This window comes from Pseudomonas sp. 28 E 9 (genome assembly GCF_900004785.1).
GTDB lineage: Bacteria > Pseudomonadota > Gammaproteobacteria > Pseudomonadales > Pseudomonadaceae > Aquipseudomonas > Aquipseudomonas orientalis_A.
This window is the reverse complement of the sequence record NZ_CVTK01000029.1, coordinates 65,177-90,190: the sequence shown is the minus strand read 5'-3', so window position 1 is coordinate 90,190 and position 25,014 is coordinate 65,177. Positions and strand designations below refer to the sequence as shown.

35 protein-coding genes are annotated in these 25,014 nt (G+C 59.8%); 4 read left to right on the top strand and 31 right to left on the bottom strand.

What is annotated here, in order from left to right:
* The first annotated feature begins 161 nt into the window (after positions 1-161).
* The 4 genes from tssI to BFQ00_RS06325 are packed head-to-tail and all read left to right on the top strand — an operon-like array spanning position 162 to position 5,941.
* Positions 162-2,180 carry a type VI secretion system tip protein TssI/VgrG gene (tssI, locus tag BFQ00_RS06335; protein WP_065932959.1) on the top strand — a complete coding sequence of 673 codons (2,019 nt, stop codon included), beginning with the start codon at positions 162-164 and terminating at the stop codon, positions 2,178-2,180.
* Positions 2,180-3,016 (top strand): DUF4123 domain-containing protein, encoded by an 837-nt coding sequence (locus BFQ00_RS06330; protein WP_065932958.1) that lies wholly within the window; start codon positions 2,180-2,182, stop codon positions 3,014-3,016. Before tssI ends, BFQ00_RS06330 begins: the two co-directional genes overlap by 1 nt.
* Positions 3,009-3,788 (top strand): hypothetical protein, encoded by a 780-nt coding sequence (locus BFQ00_RS29915; protein WP_083227300.1) that lies wholly within the window; start codon positions 3,009-3,011, stop codon positions 3,786-3,788. Before BFQ00_RS06330 ends, BFQ00_RS29915 begins: the two co-directional genes overlap by 8 nt.
* A 14-nt stretch (positions 3,789-3,802) precedes the next feature.
* Positions 3,803-5,941, top strand: a complete 2,139-nt coding sequence (locus BFQ00_RS06325) for a lipase family protein (protein ID WP_065884033.1) — start codon at positions 3,803-3,805, stop codon at positions 5,939-5,941.
* A gap of 7 nt (positions 5,942-5,948) precedes the next feature.
* On the opposite strand, the gene codA is transcribed toward BFQ00_RS06325, so the two are convergent.
* From codA to BFQ00_RS06165, 31 genes are all read right to left on the bottom strand, one after another.
* Positions 5,949-7,184, bottom strand: a complete 1,236-nt coding sequence (gene codA / locus BFQ00_RS06320) for a cytosine deaminase (protein WP_065884035.1) — start codon at positions 7,182-7,184, stop codon at positions 5,949-5,951.
* A gap of 65 nt (positions 7,185-7,249) precedes the next feature.
* Complete coding sequence (gene codB, locus BFQ00_RS06315) at positions 7,250-8,518, bottom strand: cytosine permease (protein WP_065932957.1); 1,269 nt, start codon at positions 8,516-8,518, stop codon at positions 7,250-7,252.
* A gap of 216 nt (positions 8,519-8,734) precedes the next feature.
* Positions 8,735-9,091 (bottom strand): 6-carboxytetrahydropterin synthase QueD, encoded by a 357-nt coding sequence (queD, locus tag BFQ00_RS06310; RefSeq protein ID WP_065884039.1) that lies wholly within the window; start codon positions 9,089-9,091, stop codon positions 8,735-8,737.
* A gap of 63 nt (positions 9,092-9,154) precedes the next feature.
* Positions 9,155-9,367, bottom strand: coding sequence for a helix-turn-helix transcriptional regulator (locus tag BFQ00_RS06305; protein WP_044483140.1), 213 nt, complete (start codon positions 9,365-9,367; stop codon positions 9,155-9,157).
* Positions 9,364-9,591, bottom strand: coding sequence for a hypothetical protein (locus BFQ00_RS06300; protein ID WP_065932956.1), 228 nt, complete (start codon positions 9,589-9,591; stop codon positions 9,364-9,366). The genes BFQ00_RS06305 and BFQ00_RS06300 overlap by 4 nt, the downstream gene beginning before the upstream one ends.
* Before the next feature lie 45 nt (positions 9,592-9,636).
* Positions 9,637-10,407, bottom strand: a complete 771-nt coding sequence (locus tag BFQ00_RS06295) for a DNA-methyltransferase (protein ID WP_065932955.1) — start codon at positions 10,405-10,407, stop codon at positions 9,637-9,639.
* A 49-nt stretch (positions 10,408-10,456) separates the two neighbouring features.
* Positions 10,457-10,636 (bottom strand): hypothetical protein, encoded by a 180-nt coding sequence (locus BFQ00_RS06290; protein ID WP_065932954.1) that lies wholly within the window; start codon positions 10,634-10,636, stop codon positions 10,457-10,459.
* Positions 10,637-10,826: 190 nt separating this feature from the next.
* Positions 10,827-11,144 (bottom strand): hypothetical protein, encoded by a 318-nt coding sequence (locus BFQ00_RS06280; RefSeq protein WP_139114972.1) that lies wholly within the window; start codon positions 11,142-11,144, stop codon positions 10,827-10,829.
* 49 nt (positions 11,145-11,193) lie between these two features.
* Positions 11,194-11,742, bottom strand: coding sequence for a hypothetical protein (locus tag BFQ00_RS06275; protein ID WP_083227302.1), 549 nt, complete (start codon positions 11,740-11,742; stop codon positions 11,194-11,196).
* Positions 11,743-11,848: 106 nt separating this feature from the next.
* Positions 11,849-12,337 carry a hypothetical protein gene (locus BFQ00_RS06270; RefSeq protein WP_065932950.1) on the bottom strand — a complete coding sequence of 163 codons (489 nt, stop codon included), beginning with the start codon at positions 12,335-12,337 and terminating at the stop codon, positions 11,849-11,851.
* Between the two features lie 183 nt (positions 12,338-12,520).
* A complete protein-coding gene (locus BFQ00_RS06265) occupies positions 12,521-13,003 on the bottom strand; it encodes a hypothetical protein (RefSeq protein WP_065932949.1) in 483 nt (160 codons plus the stop codon).
* Positions 13,000-13,311: a DUF4406 domain-containing protein gene (locus BFQ00_RS06260; RefSeq protein ID WP_065932948.1), complete on the bottom strand. Its 312-nt coding sequence runs from the start codon at positions 13,309-13,311 to the stop codon at positions 13,000-13,002. The genes BFQ00_RS06265 and BFQ00_RS06260 overlap by 4 nt, the downstream gene beginning before the upstream one ends.
* A 48-nt stretch (positions 13,312-13,359) precedes the next feature.
* Positions 13,360-14,310, bottom strand: a complete 951-nt coding sequence (locus BFQ00_RS06255; RefSeq protein ID WP_065932947.1) for a phosphoadenosine phosphosulfate reductase domain-containing protein — start codon at positions 14,308-14,310, stop codon at positions 13,360-13,362.
* Between the two features lie 46 nt (positions 14,311-14,356).
* Positions 14,357-15,358, bottom strand: coding sequence for an RNA-directed DNA polymerase (locus BFQ00_RS06250; RefSeq protein WP_256535881.1), 1,002 nt, complete (start codon positions 15,356-15,358; stop codon positions 14,357-14,359).
* Between the two features lie 371 nt (positions 15,359-15,729).
* The gene (locus BFQ00_RS06245) at positions 15,730-16,086 is read right to left on the bottom strand and encodes a four helix bundle protein (protein WP_065932945.1); all 357 of its coding nucleotides are present in this window, start codon (positions 16,084-16,086) and stop codon (positions 15,730-15,732) included.
* 61 nt (positions 16,087-16,147) lie between these two features.
* Positions 16,148-16,762 carry a DUF1566 domain-containing protein gene (locus tag BFQ00_RS06240; RefSeq protein WP_065932944.1) on the bottom strand — a complete coding sequence of 205 codons (615 nt, stop codon included), beginning with the start codon at positions 16,760-16,762 and terminating at the stop codon, positions 16,148-16,150.
* Positions 16,763-16,841: 79 nt separating this feature from the next.
* Entirely contained in the window at positions 16,842-17,453 is a 612-nt protein-coding gene (locus BFQ00_RS06235) for a DUF1566 domain-containing protein (protein WP_065932943.1), read from the bottom strand.
* Positions 17,454-17,510: 57 nt separating this feature from the next.
* Positions 17,511-17,837, bottom strand: coding sequence for a hypothetical protein (locus tag BFQ00_RS06230; protein WP_065932942.1), 327 nt, complete (start codon positions 17,835-17,837; stop codon positions 17,511-17,513).
* 69 nt (positions 17,838-17,906) lie between these two features.
* The gene (locus BFQ00_RS06225) at positions 17,907-18,503 is read right to left on the bottom strand and encodes a hypothetical protein (protein ID WP_065932941.1); all 597 of its coding nucleotides are present in this window, start codon (positions 18,501-18,503) and stop codon (positions 17,907-17,909) included.
* The gene (locus tag BFQ00_RS06220) at positions 18,500-19,267 is read right to left on the bottom strand and encodes a lambda exonuclease family protein (protein ID WP_065932940.1); all 768 of its coding nucleotides are present in this window, start codon (positions 19,265-19,267) and stop codon (positions 18,500-18,502) included. The genes BFQ00_RS06225 and BFQ00_RS06220 overlap by 4 nt, the downstream gene beginning before the upstream one ends.
* Positions 19,264-20,079 (bottom strand): ERF family protein, encoded by an 816-nt coding sequence (locus BFQ00_RS06215; protein ID WP_170827536.1) that lies wholly within the window; start codon positions 20,077-20,079, stop codon positions 19,264-19,266. The genes BFQ00_RS06220 and BFQ00_RS06215 overlap by 4 nt, the downstream gene beginning before the upstream one ends.
* Positions 20,080-20,086: 7 nt before the next feature.
* Positions 20,087-21,250 (bottom strand): hypothetical protein, encoded by a 1,164-nt coding sequence (locus tag BFQ00_RS06210; RefSeq protein ID WP_065932939.1) that lies wholly within the window; start codon positions 21,248-21,250, stop codon positions 20,087-20,089.
* 156 nt (positions 21,251-21,406) lie between these two features.
* Positions 21,407-21,601 carry a hypothetical protein gene (locus BFQ00_RS06205; RefSeq protein WP_065932938.1) on the bottom strand — a complete coding sequence of 65 codons (195 nt, stop codon included), beginning with the start codon at positions 21,599-21,601 and terminating at the stop codon, positions 21,407-21,409.
* Complete coding sequence (locus tag BFQ00_RS06200; protein WP_065932937.1) at positions 21,598-21,813, bottom strand: hypothetical protein; 216 nt, start codon at positions 21,811-21,813, stop codon at positions 21,598-21,600. Before BFQ00_RS06200 ends, BFQ00_RS06205 begins: the two co-directional genes overlap by 4 nt.
* Positions 21,810-22,238: a hypothetical protein gene (locus BFQ00_RS06195; protein ID WP_065932936.1), complete on the bottom strand. Its 429-nt coding sequence runs from the start codon at positions 22,236-22,238 to the stop codon at positions 21,810-21,812. The genes BFQ00_RS06200 and BFQ00_RS06195 overlap by 4 nt, the downstream gene beginning before the upstream one ends.
* 21 nt (positions 22,239-22,259) lie before the next feature.
* Complete coding sequence (locus BFQ00_RS06190) at positions 22,260-22,520, bottom strand: hypothetical protein (protein ID WP_065932935.1); 261 nt, start codon at positions 22,518-22,520, stop codon at positions 22,260-22,262.
* A gap of 21 nt (positions 22,521-22,541) precedes the next feature.
* Complete coding sequence (locus BFQ00_RS06185; protein WP_065932934.1) at positions 22,542-22,823, bottom strand: hypothetical protein; 282 nt, start codon at positions 22,821-22,823, stop codon at positions 22,542-22,544.
* A 574-nt stretch (positions 22,824-23,397) separates the two neighbouring features.
* The gene (locus tag BFQ00_RS06180; protein ID WP_139114971.1) at positions 23,398-23,748 is read right to left on the bottom strand and encodes a hypothetical protein; all 351 of its coding nucleotides are present in this window, start codon (positions 23,746-23,748) and stop codon (positions 23,398-23,400) included.
* A 104-nt stretch (positions 23,749-23,852) separates the two neighbouring features.
* Entirely contained in the window at positions 23,853-24,071 is a 219-nt protein-coding gene (locus BFQ00_RS06175) for a hypothetical protein (protein WP_083227299.1), read from the bottom strand.
* Entirely contained in the window at positions 24,055-24,234 is a 180-nt protein-coding gene (locus BFQ00_RS06170; RefSeq protein WP_065932931.1) for a hypothetical protein, read from the bottom strand. Before BFQ00_RS06170 ends, BFQ00_RS06175 begins: the two co-directional genes overlap by 17 nt.
* A gap of 2 nt (positions 24,235-24,236) precedes the next feature.
* On the bottom strand, positions 24,237-24,671 hold the full coding sequence (locus BFQ00_RS06165; RefSeq protein ID WP_065932930.1) for a tellurite resistance TerB family protein: 435 nt from the start codon (positions 24,669-24,671) through the stop codon (positions 24,237-24,239).
* Between the last annotated feature and the right edge of the window lie 343 nt (positions 24,672-25,014).

Genomic DNA, 25,014 nt, shown 5'->3' with positions numbered 1-25,014 from the left:
CCATTCTCGTCGTACGAATCTTCTGTTTTATTTTCAAAAGGCCGTTTTTTTCCTGAAATCGCTAAGCTTCAGAGCGTTCAGGCGCTTTTTCTCGGCCAGCATTCCGGCAATCAACGAGGAGAGCTTTTAATCAGCGGGTTATTGAGGGCGGGTAACAACGGATGGTTGACGCGTTTGTTTCGTCACGTTTCAAATTAATGATTCCAGGCGTCACTGCCAATTTGCAGGTACTCGCTTTCGAAGGCAGTGAGTGTCTTGATCAACCGTATTTCATACAGGTGCAAGTCGTCAGCGAAAACCCTGACCTGGATCTGGAGGCGTTGCTGCATCAGCCGGCCTATCTGGATCTGGGCGCAACGGATCAAGGCCTGCACGGGTTGGTCTACGCCATCGGCCGTGATGGCCCGGGGGCCCGGCTCACCCGTTACCACCTCACGCTCGCGCCGCGCCTGGCGTGCCTGGCCCATCGCCTTGACCAGCGGATTTTCCAGCAGCGCAGCGTGCCGCAGATTATCGCCAGCGTGCTTGAACAACACGGCATCCTTGCAGATGCCTATGCCTTCGAGCTCGGCCCGGTGATTTATCCGTCTCGGCCCTTTTGCGTGCAGTATGGGGAGACTGATCTGCACTTCATTCAGCGACTGTGCGAGGAAGAGGGTATCCATTACCACTTCCGTCATCGTGCCGACGGTCATTTCCTGGTGTTTGGTGATGATCAGACAGTGTTTCAGCGCCTGCCGATGCAGCGGTACTGCTCGACCCTTGATCCGATGGCCGCAACCAACGGGGTCCAGCGCTTCGATATACGCCTGGAAACCCGCAGTCGGCGAACGGTGCGCCGTGATCACGACTTCGAGCACCCGTCGCTGCGGCTGCAGGACGCCTCCGGCGATGCACCGGGCACAGCCCTTGAGGACTACCGTTACCCGGCAGGTTTCACCCGCCGTGCACGCGGGGCGCAATTGACGCGTCGCAGTCTGGAGCGGCATCAGTCCGACCGCCAGCGCGCGTCGGGCAGCAGTGACCAGCCCCTGCTGCGCAGTGGTTATTTCCTTGAGTTGCAAGATCATCCGGACCCGACCTGCAATGACCTGTGGTTGCTTACCTCGGTGCGCCACGAAGGCTATCAGCCCCAGGTCCTGGAGCAAGCGGCAGGCGATACGGACACCTTCGTGAGGTATAGCAACCGTTTCACTGCGACCCCTTGGCGTGCCGTGCATCGGCCACCCCTCAAACATCCCAAGGCCTCCATTAATGGCAGCCAGACGGCGACGGTTACGGGGCCTGCGGGCGAGGAGGTGCACTGCGACGCGTATGGTCGCGTGAAGGTGCGGTTTCATTGGGATCGGCTGGACAGGTCGGATGATAAAAGCAGCGGTTGGGTGAGGGTCGCAACCGGTTGGGCCGGTTCCGGGTTTGGCGCCATGCTGATTCCACGGGTGGGCATGGAGGTGCTGGTGACCTTCCTTGAGGGAGACCCGGACCAGCCGGTGATTAATGGTTGCCTGCCCAATGCACTGCACATGCCGGCCTTTTCCCTGCCGCAGCACAAGACCCGCAGCGTGTTGCGCAGTTGCAGTGTTCCGGGTGGCGCGGGCGGTAACGAGCTGCACCTGGAAGACCGCCGTGGTGAGGAACTGATCTACCTGCGCGCCCAGCGTGACCTGGAGCAGCACGTGGGCCATGACAGCCGTTTGCAGGTGCTCGGTGAGCGCAGTGAAGTCATCCGAGGCTTGAGCACGGTTCGTCTCGAGGGCGGTGAGCAGCGCCACATCACGGGCGAGCGTAGCGTTGTGCTCAAGGCAAGCGATCACCTCGCCGTGCAAGGCGACAGCCACACCCGGGTGGCTCAGGTCATGGTGATCGAAGCCGGTCAACAGATTCACCTGAAGGCGGGGGCCAGCCTTGTCATCGATGCGGGCGCCCAGTTGAGTTTCAAGGCGGGCGGCGAGCATTTGCAGATTCAGGCCGGCGGGATTTTCAGCAGCCGGCCCATTACTGTCGGTGGTTCGCCAGCCGTTGCAAGGTCGGCCAACCCTTCGTCTGTTGCGAGCCCCCCAGAGGTGTCGGTGGTGCAGGGCCCTATCACGGACATGGCCGGCCAACTGGATGCGGATTTTTGCCCCTTATGCGAGCGCTGTCGCGAAGGTCAATGCGCCAGCACCGGGAGGGCCGCGTGATGCAGCACGAGCCTTATCAATGGATGGCGCAGCAGCAACAGGCGGGGCGTCACCTGTGCCTGATACTCGAAGCCAGCAACGAGCACTGCCAGTCGCTCATGGCGGCTCGCGACCTCTCGCACTATCGCCCGCTCTATGCTGAAACCGCGGCAGCGGAACTGGCGAGCAAGGGGCCGGTGATCCTGCTGGTGGAGCAGATAGGTGAGCCTGCGCTGGTCAATCTTCTGCAACACCCCGAGGCTAATCGAGGGTGGCTGGGCAGTTTGCCCAACGATGACCTGGCCATTGTGGTCCGACATTGGCGTGAGCGCCTGCTGGTTGGGTCAGAAGGCGAAAAGGCCCTGTACCGTTTTCACGACAACCGCACCCTGGCCCGTGCCCTGGCGTATCTGCCGGCAGAGCAATGGCCGGCCTACCTGGGCCCGCTGACCAGCGTGTGCTATTGGCATGAGGGACGTTGGTGCAGCCACGACAACCCCGCGCCGGGTGCTTACCCGGTGCCCGATCCCGCGCCCTGGTTGCAGGTGCCCAATCCCCGGGCGTCGGCCATTCTCCAGGCCAATATCCTGCGCTACCTGCTGGCCGAACGCAGTGAAGACCTGGCGGCCCTGGTGGAGTTTCACGACCCCAGGATCTGGTTGGCCGGTGTGCTGGAACAGGCCCGTCTCTGGCAATGGCGTTCGTCTGAGCAACTCGAATTCCTGGTGGTGCGCCGGCTGGAGGAGGCGACCCGGAGCAGTGTCATTCGCTGGCAGCCGCGGGAGGGCGAGACACCTGCACAGCATTTTGAGCGGGTGCGGGAACAGTGGTGCACAGAAGGGCTTGGGAATGCGTAGGTGGATACGAAAAGTGTTGCTTGGTGTTGGGATGCTGTGGCTAACGGGGTGTGCGGGGAGGGCGGCGGATAGCTTTACGTTGGAGGTGGATTTGCCGGCGGGGTTTGACGCGTTAGGTGACGCTTCATACGCACCAGCATCAGGTGAACGCTGCAAACTGCCTGTAAGAAAGGGTAGGCGACCTGAGCTCAAAATATTCAAGGCTGTCAGAAAACCCGTCGCCAATAGGGTCAGCTTTGAGGTGCCATTAACGGAACAGGTAAATGGCTGCCCTCTCGTATTGCGCAGCCTCGTTTTCGTAATTAATGCCAGTTGGGGGCAGCGTTGGTCGGATATCGGAAGGGACTATGCCCTTATCTATTTTCACGATAGCTGGGAGCCTGGAATGCCTTTGATGCCTGAGACGGGAGTTCAAGAGCTTCCTGGGCAATGCCAATGGTTATTTCGTACCGCTGGCCCCAGACATGCCCTAATTAAAAGCCTTTGGTGCAAATCACAAGATGCTGCGGGAAAGCTCACGAGGGCGCGGCCTGGGGGGCATGTGCACCGTGACGGACTGTCCGGGAAAACGTTGAGGATGGTGTTGGCGTTCACGGAAGAGGAGCAACCCGCTTTTGGTGATAACTGGGTAAAAGTTGCCCGTGGCTGGAAACGCTGCAGGGGCGAAAGTGAGGAGGATTTGTTCGGGTTTTGTCGCGGCAATGTTTCCGATTTCAAGACTTTCAAAATGCCAGATGGGCGCTTATGCAGCGTTTATCCAACGTGTGATTGATAGGGAAAAGGTTGATGAAACAGGATGCATGGAAGCAGCAGTTTTTTAACGACAGGATGCCCGCTTGCCCATTACGCGGAGATTGGTTGTCTTTGGGGCTCGTTGATGAAACCGGGAGCGGCAAGGCCTACGGTGGTCTGCTTTATACTCTCCAGGACAGTGTTGGGAAACAATACAGGGGGCGGCTGGATGGGGATGGTTTTACCAGGCTGGAGGGTATCTATTGTGGCCCGGTAGTTCTCATGATGGATGAGCCTTATTCGGGAACAGAAATACCCTATATCACGCTTATGAAACGGCTTGACTACCCTTTGCCCATTACGGAGCTTCAAGTACGCGCGGAGCAAACTTTTTTTCTAAGCAGCGATGGCCCATGTGTCGACGGTAACCCGGCACGGCAAAAAGCAGACTGTTTTTATCAGGTGGAGGTAAGTGATTTGGTTCGGTACAAAGCCCACTTACCTCCAACGTCGTCTGGGGCTCACCGGCCCACGCGCAATGCGCTCAAGATGATGGCGGACCTGGGGTTTGGTCCTCCTGAGTCCTTATTCAAAGGGGTGGTGCTATTCCCAAACCAATTTACGGTTTTGGAGGTGCGTCCTTTACGAGCGCTACGGCCAATTATTTCCACTGATGATCAGTTTTGTGCACTGAACCTTTACCAGTTGGCGCTCATGGCCACATTGAGTTATTGCGAATTTGGTCAGGATCCCCCAACCGGAGTTGCGGATACGGTCACTTTTCCGCTGAACCCGAGCATAGGAAACGTGTTTGTAGAACAGTTGTCATGCTACCGGGAGGCTTGGAAGTTCGACTCAAAACAAGTACAGCGGTTTTATCCACTGTATGAAGACGTAGCCTACTCTCGTCGCTTTGAGATTCTGCCTTTCGACCCTGAATTATATGAGCGCAATCACCCGCCTGGTGAGCATCCGCAGCGTATACATTTTTTTAACGACGTTGAATCCGGAACTGACACGCAAGCTTTTATCTGCCATCACGATGAGGTTGTACTCATAGCTGTCCGTGGCACTGCCAGTGGCGCGGACGCTTTACGCGACGCAGATGCTCATCAAGTCCCTTTCCTCGAAGGCGCAGGTAAAGCTCACCGAGGTTTTTACCAAGCATTCCAAGCCACGTTTCACTTTGTTCTGGATTACCTTTCGCGATATCACATCGGTCAACGTGTTGTCATCTGCGGCCACAGCCTGGGTGGCGCGATCGCCCTGCTGCTGGCTGAAGGACTGCGCCGAATCCCGGACGCCCATTACAACCCACTCCTCTACACCTACGGTGCCCCCCGCGCCGCCGATTCCGAATTTATCGCCGGCGCCTCTGCCCTGGTTCACCATCGAATCGTCAACCATAACGACCCTGTCCCCAGTGTCCCGGCGCCGTGGATGAACACCACTGCCAAGCTGTGGGTGCCCGGGGCTGTCACCCTGTTCAGTGCGCCCACGGCCGGCGGTTTGCTGTTCGCCGCCGGCCTGGTGCGCGTCGGTGGCAATGCCTACCAGCACCATGGCGAACAACAGCACTTCATGCCTATCACACTCCCGGATGGCACGCATTCTTCGGTGCTATGGAAACCTGGCTGTGAATCGATCCAGGAACTGGGCTGCAATCGGGCGTTGCGGTTGCACGGCGACATGCCCGACCGCGACAACCTGTTGAGGCAGCTCTTCCAGGCCAACCAGCACTTCATGACCGCCAGCTATATTCCTGCGGCCTGGGCGACATTGCGCCGCTGGCAGCAAACCCTGGATAGCCAGGGTCCTCTGGTCACTGCGAGGGAATTGGAGTGGCTTGATCGAGCGCTCGAAGACATGCGCGAGCAACTGAGGGCCAAACGCCGCGAACTGGCCCGCATGCGGCCGGCCAACGACCGTAGCCATGAGCATAACGACGCTTTGAATGCAGAGATCGACCGCTTGCATACCAGTCGCGAGCGCCTGGCCAGCCTGCGCTGGCGCCGTCTTGATGGGCGCGATGTGTATGGCAGCCACGCCCAGGGCGCCCACCTGCAACAGGGCCTCAAGCGCTGGTTCACGCACCGGGAAAACCGAGTGTTGTCCCAGGTTGCCAGTATCCCTTCACCCATCCACAGCGACCTGGGCAAAGCGCAAGTGCTGGACATCGACTCGATCGTCTAGCGCCGCGTTACATAAATTCAACCTGGGCCGGCTGACGCTTCATCAGCACCTTGCCGTTGCGGATCGAATACAACGGCAGGCCCTGGCTGCGAATCACCTCATAGTCACTGTCTGCCGACAGCACCAACAGGTTGGCCGGTCGGCCGGGTGCCAGGCCGTAGCGGTCGCCGAGCGCCATGGCCTTGGCGCTGTTGTCGGTGACCAGGTCCAGGGCGCTCTGCAGGTTGCGGTAGCCGAGCATATGGCAGATGTGCAAACCGGCTTCCAATACCCGCAGGATGTTGCCGTTGCCCAAGGGATACCAGGGGTCGACGATGGAGTCCTGGCCGAAACACACGTTCATGCCGGCTTCGAGCAGTTCGTTGACGCGGGTGACCCCTCGGCGTTTCGGGAAGCTGTCAAAGCGACCTTGCAGGTGGATACTTTCGGTGGGACAGGAGACGAAGCTGATGCCGGAATGGCCCAGCAGACGAAACAGTTTGGCGCAGTAGGCGTTGTCGTAGGAGCCCATGGCGGTGGTGTGGCTGGCGGTGACGCGGGCGCCCATGTCGCGGCTGCGCGCTTCTTCGGCCAGCACCTCAAGAAAGCGTGAATGCGGGTCATCGGTTTCGTCGCAATGCACGTCTACCAGGCAGCCGGTGCGTTCGGCCAGGTCCATGAGGAACTTCACCGAACTCACCCCTTGATCGCGGGTGTACTCGAAGTGGGGGATGCCGCCGATGACGTCGGCGCCCAGGCGAATGGCTTCTTCCATCAGTTCACGGCCATTGCGGAACGACTCGATGCCTTCCTGGGGAAAGGCCACGATTTGCAGGTCGATCAGGTGCGCGCTTTCTTCACGCACTTGCAGCATGGCCTTGAGCGCGGTGAGGTCCGGGTCGGTCACGTCGACGTGGGTGCGCACATGCTGGATACCGTGGGCGGCGAGGGCCTGGATGGTTTTCTTCGCGCGAGTCCTGGTGTCTTCCTCGGTGATGGTGGCTTTGCGTTCGCCCCAGCATTCGATGCCTTCGAACAGGGTGCCGCTCATGTTCCAGCGGGGTTCGCCGGCGGTGAGCGTGGCATCCAGGTGGATGTGCGGTTCGACGAAGGGCGGGATCACCAGGTTGCCGGCGGCATCCAGATCGCCGGCCATTAACATCGGTACGCCTGTTTGCGCGGTGATGCTGGCGATCCGGCCGTGTTCCAGGTGCAGATCATGCAGGCCTTCACGGTCGCGCAGGCGGGCATTGATGATGTGCATGGTCAAGTTCCTCTTGGCTAAATTCAATCAGGCGACCGTCAGATTACCATTGGCGGTGCCCAGGCTCATGCCTGGACGTCAGCCAGCGGTGCGCGCACGCGCAGTACGGTGCTGAGCAGTACGTAGGTGAGCGACGCGGCCGCGATCCCCACCAGCGGTGCAACCCAGGGCGAGTTGAACGCCAGCAGCGTACCTACCGCGTACGCCGTCAGCCCGGGCCAGTTGAACGCGGGCAGGCGGGCATCTGCCAGGCGTGGGTACTGGCCGCGATAGCGATAGAAGAAGTCCGCCATGATCACCCCGCCAATCGGCGGGATCACCGTGCCCAACAGAATCAGGTACGGCACGAGCATGTCGTACATGCCCAGCAAGGCGAGCAGGGTGCCGATCACCGCACCGGCCAGGGTCACGGTTTTGCGCCGCCGGGTGCGCAGCAGGTTGCAACCGGCGACGGCGAAGTTGTAGATGGTGTTGTCCTGGGTGCTCCAGATATTGAGCAGCAACATGGCCATCGCTGCCATGGCGAACCCCTGCAACAGCAGGACTTCCACCACATCCGGTTGCTGATAGACGATGGCGCCGTAGGCGCCGATCAGCACCATCAGGCCGTTGCCGATAAAAAAACCGATCAGGCTGGCCAGCACCGCAACCCTGGCCGAGCGGGAGAACCGCGTCCAGTTGGTGGCCTGGGTCGCGCCGCTGACAAAGGTGCCGAATACCAGGGTGATCGCCGTGGACAGGTCCAACTCTGCGGTCGGCACCACCGCCAGCAGGCCGTCCAGCCCGCCGACCTTCACGGTGGCGACCCACATCGACAGCAACAGCAAAAGGCCCATGGCGGGCACCGCGATATAGGACAGGATTTCCAGCCCGCGATACCCCACGTACGCGGTCGCACAGAACACCAGGCCAAACACCACCATCAAGGCCAGCACGCTGCCCTGGCTCAACGCGAAATACTTGCCCAGCACCACGGCGGCGGTGGCGGTGCCCCAGGCGTACCAGCCAATCTGGGTGAAACCGAGGATCAGGTCACTGAGCTTGCTGCCGATTTCACCAAAGCAAAACCGCCCCATCAATACCGAGTTCAGGCCGCTCTTGAAGGCGATGTACCCCAGCCCTGCGGCGTATATACCCAGCAGCAGGTTACCCAGGGCCACGACGCCGAGCATGCCGGTAAAACTGAAGGCCACCCCCAGCTTGCCGCCGGCAAACATCGTTGCCGTAAAAAACGTGAACCCCAGCAGCACCATGGCCGTGGACGCAAGGCCCTTGCGCGCATGCAGCGGCACTTCACTGAGCGGGTAATCGTTGCCGGATTCTTGCTGGGTCATGTGCCTTGCTCCCTGAATGAAGACGCAGGCCTGTTGCACCGAGCGTGCCAAGCCTTCGGCAGCGGTGTATCGACAGCCAAGCGCAGGAAGGGCGTCGGCGCGAGGGTTCAAGGTGGCCTATCAAGCGCGAAAGCAGTGCAGTCGTGAAACAAATTGGATCAGCTGCGACCAGGCGTAAAAAAACCACCCGCAGGTGGTTCTTCAACGCTGGATCGCTTACTCGCCGCGATAAATGCAGCCGCTGGTGCACGTCTCATGGATGCGAATCGCGCTGAGTTCCGGCAGCAAGGGTTTCAATTCAACCCAGATCCACTTGGCCAGCACTTCGCTGGTGGGGTTTTCCAGGCCGGGGATGTCATTGAGGTAGTTGTGGTCCAGACGCTCGTAGAGCGGCTTGAAGATCGCCTTGATTTCCGAGAAGTCGCGAATCCAGCCGGTATGGGGATCCAGGTCGCCGCTCAAGTGGATCGCCACCTTGAACGAATGCCCGTGCAGGCGCCCGCATTTATGGCCGTCCGGGACGTGGGGCAGGCGGTGGGCGGATTCGAACGTAAACTCTTTGAAGATTTCCACGGTATAACCTGTAAGGCAGGGTTTTAAAGGGGTCTGTGCGTTTGTCAGTTACTGGTGTACTGATCAATGTACTGATTGGTCGTTGCTGGGCGTAATTGAGGTCATCCATTCAGCAATTGCCGACTGGCGCCAGGCGACTGAGTTGGGGCCTATTCTAACCTGTTTTGGGAAGGTGCCCTCCCTGATCCGACGATAAACGGTATTGCGCCCTAGGCCTGTCGTGTGAAGCACCTCATCCAGGCGCAGGAAGCGGTCGATATTTTCTGCCCTGTTCATGGCTCTCTCCTTGCGCCCACCGTGGGCCGCGCTGTCTTGATGATGTGGATTGCCAGGCCAAAGGTGATCAGCAGCCAGGCGCAGGTACCGGCGAAGGCGTAGATCAGTGCCTCGGTGGTTCCGGTGTCCAGCAGGTCGAGCCAGAACCAGCCGAACCAGCCGAGTGTTCCTACCAGGTACAGCAAAGCGCCCAGCAGTATCAGGGTGAGTTTCATAGCGAACATGGGGTGTCCTTGCCGCGCTTGGCGGCAGAAGGTGGGTTGGTAGGGTCAGGCTGTTGCGAACAGATCGATTTGCGGTACCGGCGTGTCGCGGATGGCGATCGCTTCGTTGATTCGCTGGCTCGCGGTCACGTAGATTTCGCGGTCCTGCTCGATGCCGATGAACCGCCGACCCAGCTGCATACAGGCCACGCCGGTGGTGCCGCTGCCCATCGTGTTATCCAGCACCACCGAGCCGCGCTGCGTGTAGGTGCTGATCAGGAACTGCATCCAGGCCACAGGCTTCTGGGTCGGGTGAAAGCTGCCGGCCTGCTTGTCGCTGGAGAAGAACTGCACCGAGCGCGGGTACCGCTCTGTCGAGTCGTATTCAGTCAGGGCCAGGGCCTTTCCGTAGCACTCGGAGTTGACCGTCTTGCGCTTGGCCGTCTTGCGTTCGTGACCGCTGGACATTTGCGGGTTGTAAACCGGCTGCTTGCGATAGAAAACCTGGGCGCTTTCGTGAGCCCGAAGCGGTTGCTTCTTGGCGTTGAGAAAGCCGGTGGCGTTTCCTTTCTCCCAGATCCACTCATACCGATAGAGCTTCGGGTTGCTCGCTACCAGCATCGACGCGAACGGCTGGGCCGCGCACAATACGATGGCCGCCTCTGGCTTGGCGATCCGCAAGTACTCACGCCAAAGCGGCTCAAGCGGGATGATGGTGTCCCAGGCGCATTGCGTGGTGCCGTATGGCAGGTCAGCCAGCACCATATCGACGCTGGCGTCGGGCAACTGCTTCATGACCTCCAGGCAATCGCCAAGATAGAGCTGGAATTCGCTCATGGTGATACCTCGCCCGCCGCTCACCGGCAGGCATGTAGGGGGATTGGGGCTAGGGGTAGTTCTTGCTGATGCGCTGAGCGATGGCTTCGAGCTTTTCGGCCATGCTCCACATCTCGTTGTTGTCGCGGCGGGATACCACTGCTGCGCGCTGGACGTTGCGGTCTATCAGGATCTTGGCTGCCAGCAGGATCAGCCAGGCTTCGGCTTTGCGCCGGAAGAAACGCTTCACGACTTCACCGCTGCGTGCCACTTTGCTTTGTACTCAGCGATGAAGTCCGCCGGGAACTGCGACACCCAGTTGCAATAAGGGCACTTGAACTGTTCGCCTGTCCAATTGGTGCGCGGCATACTGCAATGACCGTTGCCGCAGTACGGGGTGTAGCCGGGGCGAGTCATCAAGTTTTCGCGAACTATGCTCATTAATTCGACTCCCCCGCGATTGTGATGCCAGCAGCTTTAATGGCCATGAGGCAGCCATTGCGCATGCGTATCTTGGCGTGATGGGCATCAAGGAAGCTGTCGTCGATGGCGTCTTCCGGCGGTTCCGGCGAAGGGCCAACCGTCGGCAGGTCCACCACCAGAATTTCGCGGGAGCGCTTGAACCAGTACCAGGCCCGGGCAACCCGCGGCACGCTGTAGCTATCGCCAAGGCGCTGCAGCTTGATGAACGATACCGGCAGCTTGCCGTTGTCATCGCTGAACGCCTGCTCAAACTGTTCCTGCATTGGCTGCGTCATGGCCTTGGCCCCTTGTAGATGAGGACGTAGGCGAACCAGAGGGTGGCGATCATGGCGTCACCCGCTGGCCGAGCATCACATCGGAGACGATTTCCCAGAGCTGGGTCGGTGACCACTGGTAGCGATCGAAGTCAGTGTCTGGCTGAACGCCGAAAGTGCAGGTCGAGTGGGCGCCTGCCGGGTACTCGCCTCGCTTCGCCATGATCGTCGCCACCCGACCATCACCGCCCGGCGTAGTAGCGTGGTAGTCGTAGGCGATGGTGTTGTAGTCATTGCCCGCCGCTACCTTGAACTCACCGTCGATAACCAGATTGGCCCGGCCATCAGGTGTCCATGGCCTCCCGCCGCCGGCAGTGCGCGAACCTTCATGCAGATAAAGCATGTAGGCCCCGTCGTCGCATCGCTCCATCTTGAAGCAGTGATTCAACTGAGTACCGACGATTACGCGGGAGGTGAAGTTGAAGCGGTGGTCGTGGATCGCAGAGTGGGCAAAGCAGGCACGCCTGGGCAGTTCAGGGTGCCAGACGTGCAGGCGTTGATTGCCTTCCAGCTGGACCTGCACAAAGCCCAGGCCGTGCAGGGTGATCTTGTCGGTCATTACGTCGTCGATGATGCTCACGGCAACACTTGTCCTTGCCGCTATAGCGGCTGACTTTGAAAGGGGAGGGGTTACAGGTTCTGCGGGTGGAGTACATCCGTACTCTTTAGGGTTTGACGCCGAGCATCTTGCCGATTGCGTCATTGTGGCCGGTGACGTACTCATAGCTGTGCAGGCCGTCGGTCATGACCAGGCGTTCAGGCACCGACACTACCGGCGCGGGCTGCTCGGCGTAGAGCTTCACCTGATCGCCATGCTTGAGCGAAACAGTGCTGGCGTAGATCGCGTGGGTTATACCAACCGAGGTCATCACGCCCTCAATGATTGCGTCAGGGTGGCGTGCCACCGGCTCGCCCTGGGGCTGGGCGGCTGGCCGCTCGTGAGCCGGGTTCTTCGCGTAGTAGCCGGTATCGTAGCCAGCCTGCCAAGCGCGGTTGAGTGCTGACGTAGGATCGGTAGGCGCATCCAGCAGGGTGCGCAGCTCCTTTGCTCTTGCCCGCATAATTGCATTAGGACTATCCGCCACGTATGTCGCGAAGGCCGCCAGCAGCTCAAGCGGCGCCAGCACGCCGTCAATCGTTTGGTTGGTGGTCATGGCTTCTTGCTCTTCTTGAAGTGGCAGCGATCCTGCGGCGTAAGACACGCAACCCCATTCTTTCGGCATCGCTCGCAGACATGGACAATTTTTACAAAGTCATTCGATTTCTGCTGCATAAATCACCTCAGCAAATCAGTTGTTCCAGTGCCAGCAGGCACCAGCAGTAGGCGGGGAGTTGGGTTAGGGCTTGGCGCACTTCGGGCAGGAAGGCTTTCCGCCGATGCCGAACAGCTCTTCCGGTGTGTAGTCGCCAGCGTCAAGCAGCGCCTGATCCTCGGGCGAAACCGTGCAGCAGGGCTGATCATCCAGGCCATAGCCGCCCGCATCTGCCGGCTCAACCAGGCCGAAAAGCTCTTCTTCGTGCGCTGTCGATAGCAGCGTCTCCGAACTGTTCATGATTTTTCGGCACCAAGCCTCCAGCACATCCACCCGCTGCTGTAGTTGATCGCGCTCATCAAGCGATGAGGTGTAAAGCCGATCAAAGCTATCCGCCCGCTCATCCGCTGCGGTCAGGCGCTGTTGCAGTTCCTTCTCGCGGCGCTCCGAAGCAACGGCGCGCTCGGCGGCGTCCAGAAACAGGCGGGTCAAGTTGTCGAAGTCTGAGGCCCGCACGCACAAGACGTTAGATGCCTCGTGGCACCAGAAGCTTTTTACCTCGCTCATACAGCCTCCCTCGTTACCAGATCATGGGCATCCACAACGGTCATGCCGAGGCGTTTGGCGATCAGGACTTCCAGGCACGCGCCCTTTGAATGCTCCCAGCCGGGCAGGGTGGCCACGGTGTCGCACTCCATCAGGGCGGCAATGTCGCGGCGCATGCAGTCGTTCCAACTGCCGCCGTCCGGATTGAGCTCGGCGGGGTTGGTGACGGTGTGACCGCCTGCGCGCAGGCTGTCGGTCATACTGGCGAAGGCCGGGAAGTTTAGGTCGGGCAGGCCGGTCATAGGGCCGCTGAGGTAAATTCGTTTCACGGGGAGTCCTTGCCGGGCCATGCCCGGGCGGTGGAGTGGGGCGGGGAGTTATTCGCAAAGGCCGTAAGCTGAAGAGCAGCTGTTCTGGCTGTCGGTGCGGGCGATCAGGTCGACCATGTCGAACTGGCGGCCGCCGCGGGCGGTGTTGCTCCAGTCGACGATTCGGTCAATGCCGTGCGTGACTGCACTCACCTTGTCGTCCGACCTGACGGTGGGGTCGGTCACTGTGGCGAAGAACGTGGCGGCGCCGAGCTTGCTGGCGATGCTCACCAGGCGTTCCCACTCGCGTACACGGTCAACTTCCTCTGGCCACCTTGCGGCTATTTGCCTGAGTTCGTCTTTCGCACACATGATGCAGGGCATGCAGCCAACGCGATTGCAGCCTTGCAAGTACAGCGGGTTCGGCTTGATGCCGGCGGCCCGGTGAGCCTCGAAGACCGAATCAACCGTCCACTTCAAAATGGGCCGGTAGTTGAACAGGCCGCCTCCAACCTCATCGCACTCTGGTAGGTACTTCCGGGCCGGCGACTCATCAGCCCGAACGCCTTGCCAGGACAGCAGCATGTTTTCGCCATCCATGAGCGGCAGGTATACCTGCTCGATGATTGGATTGCGCTTGAGTTCGTCGGTGCAGAAGCGCGCTTTGGTGCTGGGGAACCGGCCTTTCCACAGGCACAAGTCTAGGAATGGGTTGCCGGTAGGGTGGAGAACCTCCAAAGCGCCCAGCACCACCGATTCCGCTACACCTTTTTCGCGCCACTTGGTCTCGATGAATTTGCGCTTGCCGGCGATCTGCCTGGAGAAGTCTGCCTTCACCCACCGGATGGGAACGCCAGTGGCTTCCGCCAGGTAGTGGATGTAGTCGTAAGTCTCTGGATGCTCATGCCCGGTGTCAGCTACTACAGCGCTGAGGTTCGGCACATCCAGCTCGCGGGCGACCAGCAGCGTAGCCGTGCTGTCTTTACCGCCGCTCATGCTGACGATGTTGTGAGTAGGCATAGGGGATCCTCGCCGGCTGGCGTGATTCATTGATATGGGGTTGGAGTTATTTCTTCTGGAAGGTCTTGGTCAGCGCTGCGTTCACGCTGTTGCCGCGCTTCAGCACGACGCGGGCGAGAGCCGCCCGGTCCGTATGGCTGTGGCTGGCCTGACTGAGCAGGCCGAAGTAGCTGTTTGCTGTCTCGCGCAGATCCTCGGCGGGCGCTGCGGCTGTTCGCTTCAGTGCCTGGGCTAGAGATCGCTTGCGAGTGGTGCGGCGCCATGGCTTGATGACGTGGCCAACGAAGTCGACGCCGCGATCCACAGGCTGCAGTATCGTCTTCGTGGGGTTCAGCTTGGCGCCGAGCCTGGGCAGGAATGATTCGACCTCGGCCATCCATTGGTTGAGCTGCTGCGGTGACTCATGCAAAAACACGAAGTCATCGACGTACCGGATGTAGTGCTTGGCGCGCAGCGTGTGCTTGGCGAACTGGTCCAGGGCGTCGAGGTAGATGTTGGCGAAGAACTGCGAGGACAGGTTGCCGATCGGCAGGCCGAGGCGGGCAGGCTGCGCTACCAGACGCTTGTGCTGCGGTACCCGGTTGAACAAGTGCGCCGGGCTGCGGGTCTCGTAATCCTCGCGCGGGTCGTGCATGAGGATCTGCGTAGCCAGGGCCAACCACCAGGGTTCGGTGATTCTGGCTTCCAGCTGCTTGCGCAGCACCGCCTTATCAATGGCGACGAAGAAGTTGGCCAGGTCGCACTTGAGGTAGAAGACTGGCTTCGACCAGTTCTCGCTGGCGCTCCGGATCTTCGATTCAAGCCGGTTCGCGGCGTACAGCGTGCCGCGCCCTGGAATGCATGCGCAACTGTCCGCTATGAAGCTGGCGTAGAAGCGCGGCGCCACATGGTTGTACATGAGGTGGTGGACGACGCGGTCCCGGAAGGCTGCTGCCCAAACTTCGCGGGCTTTCGGGCGGGTGACCACGAAACAAATGGATCGGCCTGGCCGGTAAGTGCCGGCAATCAGGTCGTCGTGTAGCTGGATCAGGTTCCGCTCCAGGTTCATTTCGAAAGCCAGCGCGCTGTCGCTGTTGCGCTTGGTGCGCCGGCAGTCGTAATAGGCCTGAACCAAATCCTGAAACGGGTAGGGACCCAAAGTTGAATCTGCGGACGGGGCGGACACGGAGCTCGCTGAACTTGTCGTTGTTGTTCTGATTGCCATCATCGAAGTTCATGTTGAATGCGTTGTTGGCTGAGCGCTGCGACCTATCGTGCTATCTACGTCACCAAGCCGAAGGCATAGCCGATCAGCAAGGAAACTGCGCGAGACCTGCACGGACGCTTTAGACCGTCGGTATCCCTGATGCGCATGGCGGTGACCTATCAGGTCAGCGGCACGACCAGATTCAATTCGCACAGACCAGAAAGCCGTAACCTTCAGGTAGCGGGCGCGGTTGGGGTGGAGCGTTTCCAGGCGTTGGCTTGCTTACCGACGGAGGCTGTTACCTCTATCGCCTTGGCATGCTGTTCGACACTGATAAATCGGCTGTCCTTGAATAGGCGCATCAGGAACTCGACCACTTGAACCCTCTCGACCAGCAGGGTCAGGTGTGGTCGCTTGTCCTGGGTTGCGTTTGCACGGGCGATCAGCATCACGACCTCGATGCATTCGTCGATCACTCGCTTGCCCAGCGATTGTTTGAGGTCTCGCGGGATATTGCGAGTCAGGAGGGTTGCCATGTGCAAGAGGCCCATGGCGGCCCGGTAGATCGACAGATCGGTGTGCATTCCCATTGCGGTACAGCTCCAAAAAGCAAAAGCAACCGGCCGCAAGCGACCGGATTAAATAAGCGAATTAATCGATAAATTCACTGCGGACGGGGCGGACACGGAGCTCGCTGAACTTGGCGCCGAAGTACTGATAGCCATCACCGAATGTCATGTAGAAAGCGTTGGTGGCTGAGCGCTGCGAACTCGACCAGTACCAGGTGTCACGGAAGGCTTCGGCGCCACCCTCCTGGAAGGCGGCATGAACGGTTTGCAGTGGGTCTTCGGCGCTATACAGCTGGCCCAACGGTTCGCTGTGCGGGTTTTCACCGTTGCGCGAGTTCTCCCAGTTCTCTTCGGTTGTCGGCTTGAAGTGACGGTATTGCAGCTCCTGAACGTCGCGAGCCGGGATCGCCCAGTCGGTGAAGCCGCTAATGTTCAGGTCCAGCACCTTCGCCGCCAGTTCGCTGCCGGCCGCTGCCATGGCCTGGGTATTGGGCAGGCTGTCTGTGAAGCTGTCGGCGCCTTCGATCTTCACGCCGTACTCGCCCCACTTACCGACCAGCTCATGCGCTGCGCCGGCAGTGATGTGTAGGGCGCGCTTGCCGGTTACCGGGTCGCGGGTAATGCCGCTGACGAAGCCGCCGCCGTAGGCCTGGCCGATTTCCGGGATGGTTACTGCTGCTTTCTCAACTGCGGACATGGTGCTTCCTCTTTTCGAAGGCAACAAAAAAGGCGCTGTGCGCCCTGGTGTGCCGGATCAAGAACGAATGAATGAAGGATTAAATAAAGAATCTGCGGACGGGGCGGACACGGAGCTCGTCGCCCTTGCCGGTGCCGTACTGACCGCCATCATCGAAGCCCATGCCGAATGCGTAGTAGGCTGAGCGCTGCGAACTCGACCAGTAGTAGCAGTCCTGGGCGAACACCTCGGGACAGTTCAGCCAGCCCTGGTACAGCTCGGCAGCGGCCGGCAGGTAGAAGTCATGATGACCATCGGCCTGGTACTCGGCGCACGCGTCAGCGGCGGGATACTTGCGCTCGTCGTCGTTACCGATCAGCACCTGGGTGTTGGTGTATCCGTCGGTCTTACTCAGGCCTTTCAGTTCCACTCCACGGCCGCCCCATTCATGGTCGCCAACGTCTTTGGTGGCGATGATCAGGTAATGCGCTGGCACGTCGCCGCGAGCTTGAACAAAGCCGCCGTTGAGACCGCCCTGGCCTGCCCATGGGTGGCCGATTTCCGGTACGGAGGACGGAGCTACCGCCTGCACATTCGCCGCCGGTGGCAACATCTGAGCGAACACGCTGGCCATGGCCAGCTTTGCCAGGGACGACGCGGGCATCTTGATAGACGCGTCACCGTGCTTCAGGGTGATCATTTCGGTTTTCATGCGATTACCTCAGATAGGCGCCGCCCTCCGGTTACCGGATGCAGCGAGTAGGGTGGTTTATGCGGGTTCGATGATTTCGTCGCCCGGGTCTTTCTGGATGGCGAGAAGGCTTTTATTTCGGAATTCCCGCGCCACGTTTTCGGTTATCTCGAATTCGTGGCGCGGCGGTTCAAGTATCGCTTTGGACTTTGAGCCCAGTTCGTGCAAGCGATGAATCATCAACGTCATCGCCTCGCCTTGCTCAGAAATGCCTGACCACTCCATCAGATCGGCCAGCGCCTGGCGCGTTCCGGGGCGAACCCTGAGCCTCAATTCCTCTTCGGCATTCGCCACGCGCTTCCTGGCAGACTTGGCCGAGCGTTCTTTCTGCGGTACTGCTGCCATGGCCTACCTCTTCTATTCCGCTGGCCGGCAGTGCGAGCCAGGTTTGACGTTTGCGTTGCTGGGTGCGGGCTATGCGGCGCATCGTTTTCCGCCTGGAGCCGACAATGGATAGTCGATCGCGTGATTTGCGAGGATGCGGGCCAGGGTCTTCGTGTTGATCCCGAGTTTCCCGCAGACCTTCCGGCGGCTGATTCCGAGCTCCATGAATGCCTTGATGCGCTCTGCCAGCTTGGCGTCTCGATCGGCGAGCGCTTTCATGTGCTCGGGGTTGCCATGCCTGCCACGAGGCGAGGTTTTGAACTTGAAGCTGAATTCCCGCGACATATTCAGCAGCGACCGGCGGCTGACACCGATCATCGTGGCGATTTCGCCCTGGGTGTGATGCGGCGCCAGTTCCATCACCTTCGCCAAGCGTTGCTTGCGCGCTTCGATCTGCTCTTCAAGCTTGGTGGGCAGCCTTTCCGGTACCGGTTCGACGCGGCGCCGAACAAACGGCTTCGGCGCAGGCGGCATCTGGTTACTGTAGGTAATTGGCTTGGGGATGTAGCCGCTGGCCGGGCCTTCTTCAATCTGCCCGCCGGCGGCCAAGAACTGCTCAACAGCGGCGGCCAGTTCGCTGGATGCCGGCCGAAGGCGTTCCACTTCGTTCTGTAGGATGCTGATCATGCTGCTTTGCTCCTGAGCGCCGCCTCGTACCCGTCGACCAGCAGTTTGAATTCCCACAGGTCTTCTTCGAGGCTTTCAATGTAGTCATTGTCCCGCTGGAATTCTTTCCACCAGAGCTGGCGGCCTACCGCCTTGAGTAGCGGGCAGTACATCCCGATGTGCCACCACTTGCGGTCAGTGATCCACATGCAGCCCTGCACCTGGTCAATCACCTCGCTGGCATCGTTGTCGATGTGAAAGGAGCGAAGCTTGTCGGGCGCCAGGAAGCACTTGTACTCCGAGCCTCCGTCGTCGCCGATGAATCCATCCGCGCTGGCGCCGAACACGCCGTCGTCGGTCTTCACCAAGCCAACCTGGGTGACGATGAGGCCGGTCTGGATCTCATGCTCCATTCGCGCCTCTGGTTCGAGTTCATGCCCTCGGCGCATTTGCCAAGTCTCAAACCCGCCATCCAGTGGCGCACCGCCGATACGCTCTACCGCTAGCTCAAAGGCGTACGACAGGGCCGCATTCGACGGCTCGCCGACTTTTTCTCCGTCCAGAGTGCGCTGAACGACTTCTGCTTTTGGCGCAGCCTTGTAGCCGGCCATATCACGGGCGCGGACTTCACTGTGTCCAGCGAGCATTGCCTCCACATACTTGCGCTGCTGCGCAGTCAGCCCGTTTACTTTGGAGCGAGCAGTGCTGAACATGCTGGCGGTGATCACCCCGGCGCGTCCTTGAAGCCACTCGGCGGACCCTTGTGTGCAGTTGACGATGATCATTGGCTTGCTCCTTCTTGCGGCGCGGCGCTGAGTTGCGAGCCGCGAGTGGTGACGGCGACTTTCAAAGCCTCGTAAAGATCGGTTGCTGTCTTGTTGTCGGTGACTTTCAGGTCCTGAGAGGCCTTGACCCCCTCTTGCCAGATTGCCGTGAGCGATTCTTTGGAGTCAGCTGCGTAGGCTTTTGGGATCCATAGGTTCATCAGCTCCCCAAGGCTTTGAGGCTGGCCCTCGTCGCCGTTTCCGTCGTTATCTTCGTTCGTCAGCACGACGTTGAAGATCATCATCGTCAGGTAGCGCCTGGCATAGCTGAAGGTTGAGCCGCTTGCATGCACCCCAGTCTTGTTTACGCTGCCTTTGATCCCCGCGGAGTCGATAGGGAGATCGACGTGATAGGTCTTTGTATGCCCGGCCTCATGCATGCAGTCGCATACGGTGCGGATATGGCCTGCCAATGGGCTATCACCAGTTCCAAACGACAGCGAAAACCCGTGGAGCGTGTACACCGGCGAAATCTTCCGATCAATCGACTCAAGCGCGGCATAAGCGCTATTTGTTTGCGCGTTGAATTTGTCGCGAAACACCGGGCCGATTTCAGATTGGGCCCGAACCATTGCCGCATTGAAGGCTGCCGCCGCCGTACGATCCGTGTGGCGTTCGTACATCTCCATCATCTTCTGCATTTTGTCTGCATCGAATGCTGGGTCGGTCGCGGCCCGCTGGATCATTGTCAGCATCGCGGTTGATTCGTTGGTGGCCGCCGGGCTGGCGACCTGCCGAGTCTCGGCGCGCTCGGCCAGGGCTGAGTTAGTCATGGCAACCTCAGAATTGAATGGATACGTTCGGCACTTCGCCGCGCGCGATCTTCAGGACGATGGCCTTGGCCAGCTCTTCGCTGATGTTCATGCCGATCAAAGCCTGCTTGGCTTCGCCCAGGATTTTCGACTTGTGCGCTACATCAGCCTGACGCTCCTGCTGTTGGCGCAGTATTTCGTCTGCCGCTGCGTTCGCCCGGGCAACCTCAGCCAGTCGAGCCTGCTCCACGGCTTCCTCTTGTCGGCGGATGGCCGCGAGTCGGTCTTGCTCGGCGCGCTGTTCGGCAGCGACACGGCTTGCTTCTGCCTGGGCTGCCGCTGTACGTGCCTGTTCGGCCTGTAGTTCCAGTTGCAGGCGTTGGCGTTCGGCGGCTGCCTCTGCGTCGAGCGCAGCCTGTGCAGCGGCGCGCTGAGTGGCGGCGGCCTGGTCCAGCAGTTCCTGTTCACGCCGTGCGGCAGCTTCGCGCTCTGCCTGGGCCTGCTGCTCGGCCTGGAGCCGGGCCTGTTCGGCGGCTACCCGTGCAATCTCTGCATCGCGGTCGCGCTGGGCCTGTTCTTCGGCGGCGGCACGCAGGCGGGACAGTTCTGCCTGCTCGGCTTCATACTGGATGCGCTCGGTGTGCAGGGTGCGCAGCTTCGCCAGAGTCTGGTCTTTCACCTGGGCGGCTTCGGGCAGGAACTCTTCCCATGTGTCGTTGATTTCAATGGCTTCGAGGTCGGCGATTACCCGGGCAACCACGGACGCCGGCGGCGTTTCGCCAAACAGCGCCATGTCCTTAATGCGCTGGATACCGTCGTTATGTTTTCCGACGCGGGCGTCTTCGGCGGCTTGCCAGTCGTCGAGCGGTTTGCGAACTTCCTTCTGCCACGACTCCAGTGTGTCCCATACGCGCTTGCGCTCGGCGTCGATCAGCTTGGGGATTTCCTTTTGCTTGGCTGAAATCTCTTTGCCTACTGCCTCAAGCGCGGTTTTCGATTTGGCGATCTGGTGCGCCATTGAGGCATAAGCTTCGCGACCCTTGCGGGTTGTAAGATCTGGCAGCACCTTGTTGAACTCGTCAACCTTTGCCCGAACCTGCTGAAGCCAGGGGTCAAGCCCATTGGTCGTGCTGAACACTGTCAGTGCGGTTTCTTTCGGTGGCACTACTGCCAGTTCTGTTACTGCGGACATGGGGATTCCTTGCCGCGATGCTCGCAGCGATTGAAGGTGTTGGTTATTGAGTGATTCGATCAGCGAGGGCGCTGAGCAACATCAGGAAGGTGAAGAGGGCGAGGACGGGGAGCGAGCCGCGCCAGATGAGTAGGCGCCGGGTTCGCTGGCGGGTTGTCACGGCCGAACCCTCACCGCGATCCGTCCGCCCTTCATTGTCGGCGCCAGACGCTGCGGCAGATCGCGCACCAGGTCTTCGCGCTTGCGGCCGATGAGTTCATTAAAGGGAAGGCCGAAGCCAAGCATTGCGATTTTCGACTCGATGTCGTCGAGCTGGCTGTCGATGAGCGATTTAACTGGCGCGGTAGTCATGCTGCGGCCCTCTTAAGCTCTGCATTGCGCTCGACGAACTTAGCGTCCAGCGCATCGCGGTAACGGTTGGCGGTAGGGGAATCGACCAGATCGGCGAACTCGGCCATTTCGATCATGCCCATCACGAAGGTTCGATCAGGTACCGGAGTGCACGACTTCTTCATCTTGGCGATTTCCAGGCCAAGGCGGGCGAGGGCGGTATGGGTGTTCATAGTTCGTCGTCCTCGGCCTGTGCGGCCAGTGCATCGTCAGCGAGGGGCCGAAGTAGGGCCTCTGCAATTTCGCCAAGCTTGCCGAAGGGATGATCGCTTCGCCCCAGCAAGTCGGCGGCGGCGTCTTTGTCAGCCCGGCCGCAGTTGTTGGCGATCAGCAGCCAGCCGAGCGCCGGAGTACCGACCTCACAGCTCGCCTGCCGGTTGTTCGCCAGCTCGTCCGCCGCCAGTGCCAGTTCAGCGACCGTGACGACCTGAGGCCTGCGCAGGCGCCGCTGAACCTTCACGTCCTGACCGAAGCGCACCAGCTGCTCAGTGGCGTTGTACAGCCACTCCATGCGGGCAATCTCCACCGCCGACTCGCTCACTGGAGGCGGCAACTGAGCGTCGTAACGCTCCTGGCATATCTTCAATGCTGCGTTCATGGTCGCCTCCAGGGTGGCGGGTCAGTCGTAATAGTCTTGGTCGGCCAGATACTCGGAATGCTCGTTTACAAGCCATTCCTCCATCGAGGCAATCTCGGATTCATTCATGAAGCTGGTGTCGTCCTTCGACTCCCAATTGATTTCGCAATGGCCGAAGTACTCATCGGGATCGGCGGCTTGCGAACTGAAATTTCCTTTCCGGGCCGAGTAATATGCGACGGTCAATTTGATAGCGATGTCTTCGCCATCCTTGACCGTCCAATATTCGTAAGTGCGGGCCATGGCGACCTCCAGTGTTTGGGGTTAGGCGGCGAGCTTTAACGCCTTGTTTAGCGCGCGCTCAAAGCTCTCGAAATAGAAGGTTTTCTCAGGCTTGAACACGCCGCCGACGTAAAGCATCGTTGCAGCCGGGTCAGCAGGGCCGCGACCACCAACGAATTTCCGAGGGCGAGTATCGGCAATCAAGATCCCACCTTCAGGCATGCGCTCAAGCAGTCCAAGAATGGTCACGCCAGCAGCCCTGCAGGCTTCGACTCGCTCAGGCTTAAGGGCTAGTAGCCCAGTAGATTTGGCGAAAAGTTTCATGACTCTCTCCATTCGTTGGTTCGCCTGTATTCATCAACACTCATGCCTCCCGCTGTTTGCCGATGGGCGCGGGGGAGGAGTGCTGACGTAATAGGGGCGCATAAAAAAGCCCGAACATTGCCCGGGCTTTACCTTCGTACGTGACTGCCGGGCGCATGTGGCGTCGGGCAGCTATTGGCTAGTCCATGATGGTGATCCTCCGTTGCTCGCTCACTGGGAAGGCAGTGGCCCCCTATGGAATGGGTGCCGGTCTTTCCCGGCTGTCACGGCGCTTGTGCCAGATCAAGGTAGCTCGCCAATACCAGGTTGGCGCTGACCCTGCGCAATGCGGGTTGAGCTATTCGCCGGTGATGCAGGTGGGCGGTTATAGGCCGCAGTTTCGTCCGCATCGGGGTGTGATTTGGTAGGGATTCGAACCCAAAAGAATTACGTCGATTTCGGCAGCGCTACCTAGTCGACACCACCCCGCACGCAGGGCGCCCCTGATCCGCCGAGGCAAACTCCAAATCACACCCCGATGCGCTCTCATAGAGAGGATCGGGCAGTTAACGACAGGCGGTCGTGGCGCTGGTTGTTACTGAGCAGCTTTTGCGGTGGCAATTTCGTCGGTTATCGCGGAGATATCATCCTCGCAGCCAATAAGCGCTACACGCTCAACGTCTCGCAGCCGCTCCAAAGCAAGCTGACTAAGTCTTCCAAACTCCATCCGAATCACGACTTCAAGCGCGGTATTAAATGCCTCTGGCGACTTGTGATAGTTCGTAGCCCCCGCGTAAGCCTGTCCGCAGTACTCTGCGCTGACGCTGACTTTGTTCAGGACATAAGGCTTATGGTTCTGCGAGTCGATCTTGTCTTTGTTTGCCATCCATTCGAAGGCAGACTTCGTGTTGAGCTTCGCTTGTTGATAGTGCTTGTAGCTTTCCATCGTCTTGCCCTCGGTGATTTTCCCGATGCCCACCGCTCTGGATGGGCATCAGTGAAAAGGTCCGTCATGCTGCTGCCCACTCATTGAATGAGCATAAGTGATGCCTAACGCTTCGCGCTCAATAGCCTGATCAGCAGCCAGCCGATAAGGCATAGCGCACCGACAACAATGACGACTGCAAACGCACCCCAGAACGGCATGGTTACGTACCACCATGACCAGTCGATGTAGCCGGTGAGCTTGAGTCCAACGAATAGGATGCCGAGCAAGCCCAGCAAACCCACGCCGCCACTGGTACCGGATGAACTACTTTTTGATTTCACTGGATTTCTCCTTGCCAGCCATCAGCACCACCAGCAGCATAGCGACCAGTACCAAGTCGCCAACCATTGAGAGGATGCGGCTTGCCGAATCGACGAAGACAACGCCACCGGCGAGCCCGTAGGCCGCCATGGCGCGCGCTTTGTTGCTGAGCCTGCGCAGCATGATTACAGGTGGTCTTTGAGGTTCAGGCCGAGCAGCTTGGCGCTACGCTCCAGGGCGGTCAGCTCGGCGGCTTCGATCTCGCCGTCAGCCTCGGCCACTGTCAGCATGACGTTGAGGACTGTCAGCGCCTCGGCCGGCGAGTGGGCCAGGTCGCCGAGCTCTTTCTCGGCGTTCTGGCGCAGGATACGAGCGCCAGACTTGAAGTCGGTCTTGGCGCGGTCGATGGTGTTGGACAGCTCAGCGCCGAAGCCCTGAAGCGCCGGGTTGTTGCTGAGGATGGTTTCGATCTTCGACAGCTCGCTGTCTTCCAGGTCGCCGTCGGCGGCCGCAACGTAGATCGAGCCGTATACCACCGCTTCCATCAGGTCACGGTTGGCCAGCTTGGAGACTGCTGCGCGCGCCTGACCGGATTTCTTGCCGAACAATTTGCCTAACATGGTGATTCCTCTTTCGCTGGTTTGATTTCCCGTCAGGCCCTCTTGCGAAGGCCTGCCAGTGAAATCTGTTGTCTCCACCACGCGCTGGTCCGAGTCGTCTCTCACCGGCGTTAGCACATTTCGTGTTCGATGCTTTGCAGGTTTGTGCGTGGTTTCGCGTACTCACATGAGGGAGTACGGCAGCTATCCAGAGGCTGCATGGGCGGCGATTTAGCTTCTTCCGACCCAGGTAATGGCCTGGGTACGTCGCGGTGGTCACGTCAGACTGTTAAAGAGCGGTCAGGCCCTGAGGCCCTGGCGAGTCCCTGTTGGGTGACTCGATGGAGTGAACATTAACCGCCGG

Bases quoted from the DNA above. Each gene is read 5' to 3' on its own strand.
- tssI (WP_065932959.1), top strand. From the start codon at position 162: ATGGTTGACGCGTTTGTTTCGTCACGTTTCAAATTAATGATTCCAGGC.
- BFQ00_RS06330 (WP_065932958.1), top strand. From the start codon at position 2,180: ATGCAGCACGAGCCTTATCAATGGATGGCGCAGCAGCAACAGGCGGGG.
- BFQ00_RS29915 (WP_083227300.1), top strand. From the start codon at position 3,009: ATGCGTAGGTGGATACGAAAAGTGTTGCTTGGTGTTGGGATGCTGTGG.
- BFQ00_RS06325 (WP_065884033.1), top strand. From the start codon at position 3,803: ATGAAACAGGATGCATGGAAGCAGCAGTTTTTTAACGACAGGATGCCC.
- codA (WP_065884035.1), bottom strand. From the start codon at position 7,184: ATGCACATCATCAATGCCCGCCTGCGCGACCGTGAAGGCCTGCATGAT.
- codB (WP_065932957.1), bottom strand. From the start codon at position 8,518: ATGACCCAGCAAGAATCCGGCAACGATTACCCGCTCAGTGAAGTGCCG.
- BFQ00_RS06305 (WP_044483140.1), bottom strand. From the start codon at position 9,367: ATGAACAGGGCAGAAAATATCGACCGCTTCCTGCGCCTGGATGAGGTG.
- BFQ00_RS06300 (WP_065932956.1), bottom strand. From the start codon at position 9,591: ATGTTCGCTATGAAACTCACCCTGATACTGCTGGGCGCTTTGCTGTAC.
- BFQ00_RS06295 (WP_065932955.1), bottom strand. From the start codon at position 10,407: ATGAGCGAATTCCAGCTCTATCTTGGCGATTGCCTGGAGGTCATGAAG.
- BFQ00_RS06280 (WP_139114972.1), bottom strand. From the start codon at position 11,144: ATGACGCAGCCAATGCAGGAACAGTTTGAGCAGGCGTTCAGCGATGAC.
- BFQ00_RS06275 (WP_083227302.1), bottom strand. From the start codon at position 11,742: ATGACCGACAAGATCACCCTGCACGGCCTGGGCTTTGTGCAGGTCCAG.
- BFQ00_RS06270 (WP_065932950.1), bottom strand. From the start codon at position 12,337: ATGACCACCAACCAAACGATTGACGGCGTGCTGGCGCCGCTTGAGCTG.
- BFQ00_RS06265 (WP_065932949.1), bottom strand. From the start codon at position 13,003: ATGAGCGAGGTAAAAAGCTTCTGGTGCCACGAGGCATCTAACGTCTTG.
- BFQ00_RS06255 (WP_065932947.1), bottom strand. From the start codon at position 14,310: ATGCCTACTCACAACATCGTCAGCATGAGCGGCGGTAAAGACAGCACG.
- BFQ00_RS06250 (WP_256535881.1), bottom strand. From the start codon at position 15,358: ATGAACCTGGAGCGGAACCTGATCCAGCTACACGACGACCTGATTGCC.
- BFQ00_RS06245 (WP_065932945.1), bottom strand. From the start codon at position 16,086: ATGGGAATGCACACCGATCTGTCGATCTACCGGGCCGCCATGGGCCTC.
- BFQ00_RS06240 (WP_065932944.1), bottom strand. From the start codon at position 16,762: ATGTCCGCAGTTGAGAAAGCAGCAGTAACCATCCCGGAAATCGGCCAG.
- BFQ00_RS06235 (WP_065932943.1), bottom strand. From the start codon at position 17,453: ATGAAAACCGAAATGATCACCCTGAAGCACGGTGACGCGTCTATCAAG.
- BFQ00_RS06230 (WP_065932942.1), bottom strand. From the start codon at position 17,837: ATGGCAGCAGTACCGCAGAAAGAACGCTCGGCCAAGTCTGCCAGGAAG.
- BFQ00_RS06225 (WP_065932941.1), bottom strand. From the start codon at position 18,503: ATGATCAGCATCCTACAGAACGAAGTGGAACGCCTTCGGCCGGCATCC.
- BFQ00_RS06220 (WP_065932940.1), bottom strand. From the start codon at position 19,267: ATGATCATCGTCAACTGCACACAAGGGTCCGCCGAGTGGCTTCAAGGA.
- BFQ00_RS06215 (WP_170827536.1), bottom strand. From the start codon at position 20,079: ATGACTAACTCAGCCCTGGCCGAGCGCGCCGAGACTCGGCAGGTCGCC.
- BFQ00_RS06210 (WP_065932939.1), bottom strand. From the start codon at position 21,250: ATGTCCGCAGTAACAGAACTGGCAGTAGTGCCACCGAAAGAAACCGCA.
- BFQ00_RS06205 (WP_065932938.1), bottom strand. From the start codon at position 21,601: ATGACTACCGCGCCAGTTAAATCGCTCATCGACAGCCAGCTCGACGAC.
- BFQ00_RS06200 (WP_065932937.1), bottom strand. From the start codon at position 21,813: ATGAACACCCATACCGCCCTCGCCCGCCTTGGCCTGGAAATCGCCAAG.
- BFQ00_RS06195 (WP_065932936.1), bottom strand. From the start codon at position 22,238: ATGAACGCAGCATTGAAGATATGCCAGGAGCGTTACGACGCTCAGTTG.
- BFQ00_RS06190 (WP_065932935.1), bottom strand. From the start codon at position 22,520: ATGGCCCGCACTTACGAATATTGGACGGTCAAGGATGGCGAAGACATC.
- BFQ00_RS06185 (WP_065932934.1), bottom strand. From the start codon at position 22,823: ATGAAACTTTTCGCCAAATCTACTGGGCTACTAGCCCTTAAGCCTGAG.
- BFQ00_RS06180 (WP_139114971.1), bottom strand. From the start codon at position 23,748: ATGGAAAGCTACAAGCACTATCAACAAGCGAAGCTCAACACGAAGTCT.
- BFQ00_RS06170 (WP_065932931.1), bottom strand. From the start codon at position 24,234: ATGCTGCGCAGGCTCAGCAACAAAGCGCGCGCCATGGCGGCCTACGGG.
- BFQ00_RS06165 (WP_065932930.1), bottom strand. From the start codon at position 24,671: ATGTTAGGCAAATTGTTCGGCAAGAAATCCGGTCAGGCGCGCGCAGCA.